At 67.9% G+C, this 7,405-nt stretch carries 7 protein-coding genes and 1 tRNA gene; 2 read left to right on the top strand and 6 right to left on the bottom strand.

Annotation, left to right across the window (positions count from 1 at the left end; all coding sequences use genetic code 11):
- On the bottom strand, positions 1-830 hold an 830-nt coding region (locus ACZ54P_RS00040), incomplete at its 3' end, for an oxygenase MpaB family protein (protein ID WP_465459360.1).
- A 68-nt stretch (positions 831-898) separates the two neighbouring features.
- On the bottom strand, positions 899-1,807 hold the full coding sequence (locus ACZ54P_RS00035; protein WP_465459359.1) for a serine hydrolase: 909 nt from the start codon (positions 1,805-1,807) through the stop codon (positions 899-901).
- A gap of 194 nt (positions 1,808-2,001) precedes the next feature.
- Here ACZ54P_RS00035 and ACZ54P_RS00030 point away from each other — a divergent pair, with 194 nt between their 5' ends.
- Positions 2,002-2,598: a DUF4383 domain-containing protein gene (locus tag ACZ54P_RS00030; RefSeq protein WP_465459358.1), complete on the top strand. Its 597-nt coding sequence runs from the start codon at positions 2,002-2,004 to the stop codon at positions 2,596-2,598.
- A gap of 9 nt (positions 2,599-2,607) precedes the next feature.
- Here ACZ54P_RS00030 and ACZ54P_RS00025 read toward each other — a convergent pair whose 3' ends face one another.
- The 3 genes from ACZ54P_RS00025 to ACZ54P_RS00015 all read right to left on the bottom strand — a co-directional run bounded on the left by ACZ54P_RS00025 (position 2,608) and on the right by ACZ54P_RS00015 (position 5,627).
- A complete protein-coding gene (locus tag ACZ54P_RS00025) occupies positions 2,608-3,603 on the bottom strand; it encodes a hypothetical protein (protein WP_465459357.1) in 996 nt (331 codons plus the stop codon).
- 82 nt (positions 3,604-3,685) lie between these two features.
- Entirely contained in the window at positions 3,686-5,062 is a 1,377-nt protein-coding gene (locus ACZ54P_RS00020; protein ID WP_465459356.1) for a nitrosuccinate lyase, read from the bottom strand.
- Positions 5,063-5,087: 25 nt separating this feature from the next.
- Entirely contained in the window at positions 5,088-5,627 is a 540-nt protein-coding gene (locus ACZ54P_RS00015; protein WP_465459355.1) for a DinB family protein, read from the bottom strand.
- A gap of 99 nt (positions 5,628-5,726) precedes the next feature.
- Here ACZ54P_RS00015 and ACZ54P_RS00010 point away from each other — a divergent pair.
- Positions 5,727-5,802 (top strand) — tRNA-Lys (locus ACZ54P_RS00010).
- Between the two features lie 422 nt (positions 5,803-6,224).
- On the opposite strand, the gene ACZ54P_RS00005 is transcribed toward ACZ54P_RS00010, so the two are convergent.
- Positions 6,225-7,034: a tyrosine-type recombinase/integrase gene (locus ACZ54P_RS00005; RefSeq protein WP_465459354.1), complete on the bottom strand. Its 810-nt coding sequence runs from the start codon at positions 7,032-7,034 to the stop codon at positions 6,225-6,227.
- Positions 7,035-7,405: the final 371 nt, after the last annotated feature.

The raw sequence follows: 7,405 nt of genomic DNA, 5'->3' as shown, positions 1-7,405 counted from the left end.
AAAGGGGGGGAGGGGGGGTTTGTCGAGGGTTGGGGGGGAAATGTTGGTTCTTGGGGGGGGGGAGGGCGGGGAACCCCCCCCCCCCCCCCCCACGAGGCCCGCGACCTGTGCTTGGCGCGGTAAGCCTTGGGATACCGGCGAAGCCGGTCGGGTACTCGCTTCCCGGTCGCCCGCATGACCGCGCCCAGCCGCTGGAGAAGGCGCTCGTCTTCGTCTGTCCACTTGAGACTGAGCCGCTCGCGCAGAGCTTGGGGCAGCAAGCCGATCGCGCACAGTGTCAGGACGTTCCCGCCCGCCGGGCGGAACGGGCGCCACAGGACTTCCGGCAAGAACCACCACGGCGGCGGAGGAGTGTCCCGCATGGTGATCGAGTGGAGCAGTTCCCGAACGGTGTGATTGTCTTCGAGGCGATTCGCGACCATGTCGTCGAAGTAGGCCTCGAAGCCTTCGAGGTTCGGCGGCAGGTGGTGCTGGCGGAGGCCGAGTAGCAGGCCGAGCCGGTGCCATTCCGTGTAAAAGCGGCTTTCTTCGTTGCGGGACAAAGGGTGCACGAAGACCTCGTGCATGCGGACGATCGTCGGAGACGTCGAGCCGTGCACCCACCGGTAAGCCTCGGGGTGCAACGCGTGATACCGCTCGCCGCGGTGGTCGACGCCTTTGATCGTCTTGTGCGGCTCGCGGAGCCGCTCGGCTTCCGCCTTCGCCTCCGGCCCGCCGAAAACCTGCGACAGCAACGAATCGATGGTCCGGTCGAGGCGTCCCCAGGGGTCCTCGGTGTAGTTCGAATGGTCGTGCACCCCGGCGCCGACCACCGGATGCGCGACCTGCAACAGGAGTGCCTCCCGAGAGAGCGGCGTACAGCCCCTGTCCCACTTGTTTACAGGTCGTCAATAGCGGGTCAGTCCGGAGGCAGTGCCGGGACCAGCGCTTTCACCACCTCGGTCACCCGCCTGCCGCCGCTGGTGTAGGTGGTCGACGTCGGTTGCGACGTCAGCACGACGACGATGTGGCGGTCGTCCTTGCCGACGACCCCGGAGCTGTGGAGGATCCGGCTGCCGCGGCAACACGCCCAGCCCTGCTTGACCGACCAGCGGAGGTCGCCGACGGCGTCCGGAATGCCGAAATACTGGCGAACCCCGTCGGAACCGCTCTCCGTCGCGCCGCTCAACGCGCGCATGATCGTCGTCCGCGATCCCGCGCTGACCTGTTCCAGTAGGTAGCGGTAGATCTTCGCGACGTCCGCGGCGGTGATCCGGGTGTCGCCCCAGCGGCCGGGATCCTCGGGCGGACGGGTGCCCCGGAGGCCGATTTTGGCCGCCCAGCGGGTGACGATGGCGGGTCCGCCGAGTTCGGACCACAGTCTGCTGGCGGTCTCGTCGTCACTGGCCGAGAGCATTCGCTGCACTGTGCTCGACGGCGTGCCGCCTTTGAGCGCTTCGAGCGCGATGAGGACCTTCACCAAGGACGCCGAGGTGTAAAAACGATCCGGCTGCAGGGAAACCGTGTTCTTCTTGGCGACGCGGTCATGGACGACCACGCTCACCTGCCCGTCGGGGACGAGTGTCGCGAGGGCCTTCGGATCGATGGCCGCCGTCTTGTCGGGCTCAGCCGAGGCGGGCTGGTCCGGTGTGTTCGAGGGCGGCGGCTCCGGGGGTTCGGCGACCTCTGATTCGACGGTCATCGCCGCGGCTCCCGACGCCGCCGCGACCACCGTCGTGTCGGGCCGCGACGGCGGAACCAACAGCATCGCGAGAATGGCCCCCAAGAACAGCCCCACCAGGAGGAAGACTCCGCTCACCTTGCCCACACGACTTGTTGACCGATTCACCCGTTCGTGTTCACGATTGAGGCGTTTGTGTGATGTGGGTCTCGTTTGATCGCGCGTGCTGTGACCCCTTGAACGCGGGGCGTCGTCGAGGAGCGTCTTTCCGGTTTGTCCGGGAGGTCCCGGGGGTACCTGCCTTCCAACGTGACTCAGCGCCAACTCTGGAAGGCGGAGCAATGGCACGTACACAACGCGCACGAATTCGGACGGCCGGGCTCCAGCCCGCGCAGGTCCTGGCCGGGCTGGCAAGCCTGGCCTTCCTGGTGTTCGGGATCGTGGGCTTCACCCGGACCGGATTCGCCGATTTCGCCGGTCGCAACGACGCGACCGTTCTCGGTTTCTCGGTGAACCCGCTGTACAACCTCGGATTCGTTCTGATGGGCTTGATCGGTCTGCTGCTGACCTTCAGCTCGGGGCGAGCCCGGGTCTTCGGTTTCCTGACCTTCGTCGCCTTCGGGGCCCTGTTCGTCTGGGGGCTCATGATCACCGGGACCGTTTCGACGAACCCGGTCTCAGAAGCGGGTAACCCGTTCAACCTCAACGGGCCGGACAACTGGCTGCACCTCGGGCTCGCCGCGCTCGGTCTGGTGATCGCGTTCCTGCCCGCGCGGCACAAGGTGCTGCTGCCGGAGGACGAAGAGGAGAACGTGGTGGTGGACCGGGTCGACAGCGCCACGGCCGTCGACCCCGTTCGGGACGGTTCGCGGTTGCCGAAGCATGAAAAAGGCCCGACCGTCGCTCGTGAAGAGCGACCGCCGGGCCTGGCCCACTAGGTCTTAGGCTCAGTAGCCGTACTCCGAACCACCGGCCTCGGCGGGAGCGCCCTCCTCTTTCTTGGGGGCGGCGTTCCCGCTTTGGGCTGCCTTGTCCTTCACCGGCGCGGTGCTCTTGCAGCCGGCGGGCTCGATGACGAACCAGGTGCCGCCGACGCCGTGCCCGTTCGCCTCACCCGCGTTGGCGTCCTTGGCGTAGCGGTAAACGGCCCAGCCGCCGACGGTGACCTGAGTGGTGCCGTCCGCGCGCTTCACGGTGCCGAGCAGCTTCGAGTCGATGCCTTCGAGCTGGACGTCGCCCTCGGCGAGCACCGGCGGCCAAGCCTTCGCGCAGTCACCGTTGCAGGTCGGCTGCTTGTTCTTCTTGTCCTTGGTGAACATGTAGAGGGTGAAGCCCTCTTTGTCCACAATGGCCGGTCCGATGCCGTCGACGTTGCTCGCGACCAGCTTCGTGGCGCCTTCCGCTTTCTGCTCGGCCGGAGCCTCCTTGGCCGCCTGCCCGGCCTTGCCGCCCTTGGCGTTCGCGGCGTACCAGGTGCTTCCGACGCCCTGCCCCTTCGTCTCACCTGCCTTGACGTCCTTGGCGTAGCGGTAGAGCGCCCAGCCGCCGACGGTGACCTGCTTGCGGCCGTCGGCGCGAGTCAGCTCGCCGACCAGGGCCTGGTCCACGCCTTCGATCTGCACGTCGCCGTCCGCGAGCACCGGCGGCCAGGCTTTCGCGCAGTCACCGTCGCAATTGGACTTCGGCGGCTTCGCGCTGTCCTTGTCGAAGCGGTACAAGGTGAACCCGTCCTTGTCGACGAGTACCTGGCCGAGATCCCCCGCTTCGGCCACGGCCACCTTGGTCTCACCCTTGGCCGCGGGGGCGTTCCCGCCCGCCCCGGCCACTGCGGCGGCCGGCGCGACGGCGGGCGAAGTGGCCTCGTCGCCACCCGAACAGGCCGACAGCAGCGCCAGGCCCGCGGCCGCAGACGCCGTTGCGACGACGAAACGCTTGCGAAGCATGGGATTTCTCCTTGTTCGTAGGGGTTCCGCGGCTTGGCGCGGTGAGCTTGTATCCCCTACACGGACCCCTCACGGGACCGGTTCAAGAAGTTCTCGGATTTTCTTCGCGGACTTCCAGCGCGGCGTCCGTCAGCACCCCGGCCGAGCCGGTGTAGTTCGCGGGATCCAGCAGGTCGGCGAGGGATTCCGCGGGGAGGACCCCGGTTATCTCCGGCAGGTCGGAAAGAACCGCGCCGAGCGGCCGATCCTGCTCCAGCGCGAGTTTGGCCGCCTGTCCGAGGACGTCCTTGGCCCGCGCCTTGCCCAGCAGCGGAGTGAGCACGGTCGAAAGCCGCTCGGAGACGATCTGGCCGTGCGTGAGGCCGAGGTTGTCGCGCATGCGGCCGTCGTCGACGACCAGGCCGCGGGCGAGTTCGGCCGCGGTGTGCGCGGCGCCGCCGGTCAGGCGCAGGCATTCGCGCAACAACTGCCACTCGGCATGCCACGCGCCCGCGGACCGTTCGTCCTCGGAGATGAGGGCCTGGGTGACGCCGGTGGCCAGCACCGGCACCTGGAGCGCGGCCGAACGGATCAGCGTCGCCAGCACCGGGTTGCGTTTGTGCGGCATCGCCGAAGAACCGCCACGGCCCTCACCCGCGGGTTCGCTGACCTCACCGACCTCGGTACGGGTCAGGAACTGGACGTCGACCGCGATCTTCCCGAGCGCGGCGGCGGTGAACGAGAGCGCCGCCGCGAGGTCGGCCGTCGGGGTGCGAAGGGTGTGCCAGGGGAGCGTGGTCTCGGCCAGCCCGGTTTCTTCGGCGAAGGCCGTCTGCAGCCGCTGCGGATAGCCGTCGGGCAACTCGGCGAGGCGCGCGTACTCGGCGTATGCGGCCCGTGTTCCGGCGGCCCCGCCGAGCGAGACCGGCAGGACGACGCGGTTCAACCTGTCGAGCGCGTCGAGCGTCAGCTGACGCCACCCCGCCGCCTTGAGCCCGAACGTCGTCGGGACGGCGTGGGCGGTGAGGGTGCGGCCCGGCATGATCGTGTCGCGATGCGCGCGGGCGAGTTCCCGCAGCGCGTCCGCCGTCGTCTCGAGGTCGGCCGTGAGGAGTTCGCGCGTCCGCGCGGCGACCAGCATCATCGCGGTGTCGAAGATGTCCTGACTGGTCGAGCCGCGATGGACGTACTCCGTGCCGGCGGCGGCCGCGGTCAGCTCATTGATCAACCCCACGACCGGGTTCGCCGTCTCACGCGCCGCCCTCGCCAACGCGACCACGTCGATCTCGGCCGACGCGGCCGCTTCGGTGATCGCGTCCGCGGCGGCCGTCGGGATCAGCCCCGTGCGCGCCTGCGCCCTGGCGAGCGCGGCCTCGGTGTCGAGCAAGGCCCGCACCCAGGCGAGATCCCCCGTCGCCGCCTCGGCGGGCGTGCCCGCGCGGACCGGGGAGAGGAGGCCGGAATCGGGATCGGCATTCATCAGGCCAGCATCGCATCCCCGTCCCTCAGTGGCCCGTCTTCCCGTCGATGCGCTCACGCAGCAGGTCGGCATGGCCGTTGTGGCGCGCGTACTCGGCGATGTGGTTGACCAGCAACCACCGCAGCGAGAACGGCTCACCGTCGCGGCGGCTCGTGCCCGTGTCGTCGAGCGAGGCGGCGGCCACGATCTCCCTGGACCGCGCGCACTCGTCACGCCAGGCCGCCCACGCGGCCTCGATGTCGCCGTCGGTGTCGTCGAAGTCCTGCTCGGGCCGCTCGTCGGAGTAGTAGAGCAGGGGGACGTCCTCGCCCACGAACTGGATGCGGAACCACCAGCGCTCGACGCCGGTGAGATGTCTGAGGAGCCCGTGCAAGGACATGGTCGACGGCTCTGTCGACCGCAGGGCCAGCTGCTCCGGTGTCAGACCTTGGCACTTCAGCTCGAAAGTGCGGCGATGCCAGTCGAGGAGGGACGTCAGGATCTGGCGCTCGCTCGCCGTGCGCGACACCTCCGGCCTGCCGCCCGACCAGCGGACCGAGTAGTTCTCCTCGGGGATCGTGTCCATGCCCCCTACCATGGCAGACACCCCCGACAATTCCGTGGCGCCGGAGCGGCCGCCCCGCCATCCTGGTGGTCGACGGCGGTCTACTAGACTCAGCCGCACGGGCCGTTAGCTCAATTGGTAGAGCTGCGGACTTTTAATCCGTAGGTTCTGGGTTCGAGCCCCAGGCGGCCCACCACGATCATGCTTCTGACCTGCAGAAACACGGAAGTTAATGATCTTTGACCGGCTCCGCGGCGTCGCGTGTGGCCGGTTGTGCGGCCGAGCGCGGACATCGGAGCCAGTCGCCGTGACGAAATCGGGCGACGATGAGGGTTGACTCCCCGTCGAGGTGGACTGCTCCAAGATCCGGCGATACCCAGTTTTTGTTGCTGTCATTGGGAAGTTGAACTTCTGTGGGTCAGCCGTGGACAGCAGGGCCGCCCCCCTCTGGTCCGGCTTGGCCATTCCCGATGCTGACGTTTGTGTGTCCGATCGTGTGTCCCGGAGAGTTGCGGGCGTGGGATTCATGGCGCCGTTTCGAGCACGACATGAGCAACGGAGCCCATGTGGAGACATCGGTGCCCGCTGCTGTGCTCGCTCCGGCGGTGTTTTCCCAGGTCAAGCGCGCATGCAAGGCATGGGTCCCGCGGGGAGCCCAGCGTGAGCGATGAGGTAGCGCCGCACCAGGCCGGCGGTGACATGGTCGAGCGCGATGGTCCGGGTGCTGTGCTGACTCTTCAGCTTTCCGTCACCGTCCACATGCTCGCCGGGATCCGGCCTGGTGATCACGAACAGCTCATTGTGGCGCAGATCGACATCTACCTCGCGCAACGCGGCGGCTTCGCTCCGGCGCAGGCCAGTGATGGCCACGAGGTGGTAATACAGGTAGCGCTTGTGTCCGGCGATGGCGTTGAGGAACTCTATTGTCTGCTCTCTCGTCCACACGCACACCGGCCCCGGACGCCATCCCGTCGCCCGCCAGCGCGCCACCCGCGCCTCAGTCCACACATACGGCCGCGGCGCCACCACCTCCGGGAGGTCGATCTCCCGACCTCGTGCCGGGTTGTGTGCCAGAAGTTCGTTCCCCACTGCGGCGGTCAGCGCGGAACTCAACGTCGCTCGGACCCGCGCCACCGTCGACGGCGCCAGCCGTCCGTACCGGGAACCGTCCCCAGCCGCGATCGCGGCGAATGCCTTCTGTACATCGCCCACACTCAACGTCACCAAAGGTAGATCACCCAGCTGCGGGATCAGGTGTGTAACGACATGCTGCCGGTAGTTCCGGCGCGTACTTGGACGTAGTCGGACGCTGCGGACCCAGGACTCCAGCCAGTAACCGGTCGTCAGCCCGATCCCCTTGGCCGTCGCCGCGACCTCTTCCCGGGCAGCCTTCGCGGCATCCTCCGAGACGTAGCCGCCGCGACGCACCCGCGAACGAGACCCGCCCGCAGCCCGCAACCCCTCGACCGCGAACCACCACGACCCATGACCCGGCTCATCCAGTCGGCCACAACGTGCACCCAACTGCTTCCCCGTCACTGTGCACCGGCACCCACACCGCTTGAACACGCCCTTTGTCGACATGCCGCACCTCGCTTTCGATCAGTTCGGACACGACCGACTGTGAACCCGTCCGAACTGGACGGCATGCTGGAGTGCGTCGTCCGTTGCTAGATGACCAGAGACATGTGGAGCTGCCCCCGTGATGCGGACACCTTGATTCCAGACGCTGGTCTGGAGGGAGGATGTCCTGGTGCCTCGCAGGTCGAAGTATCCGGAGCAGTTCCGTCGTGACGCGA

Source organism: Amycolatopsis sp. NPDC034160 (assembly GCF_055575355.1).
The sequence above is the reverse complement of the archived record's forward strand: the minus strand, read 5'-3'. Positions and strand labels throughout refer to the sequence as shown.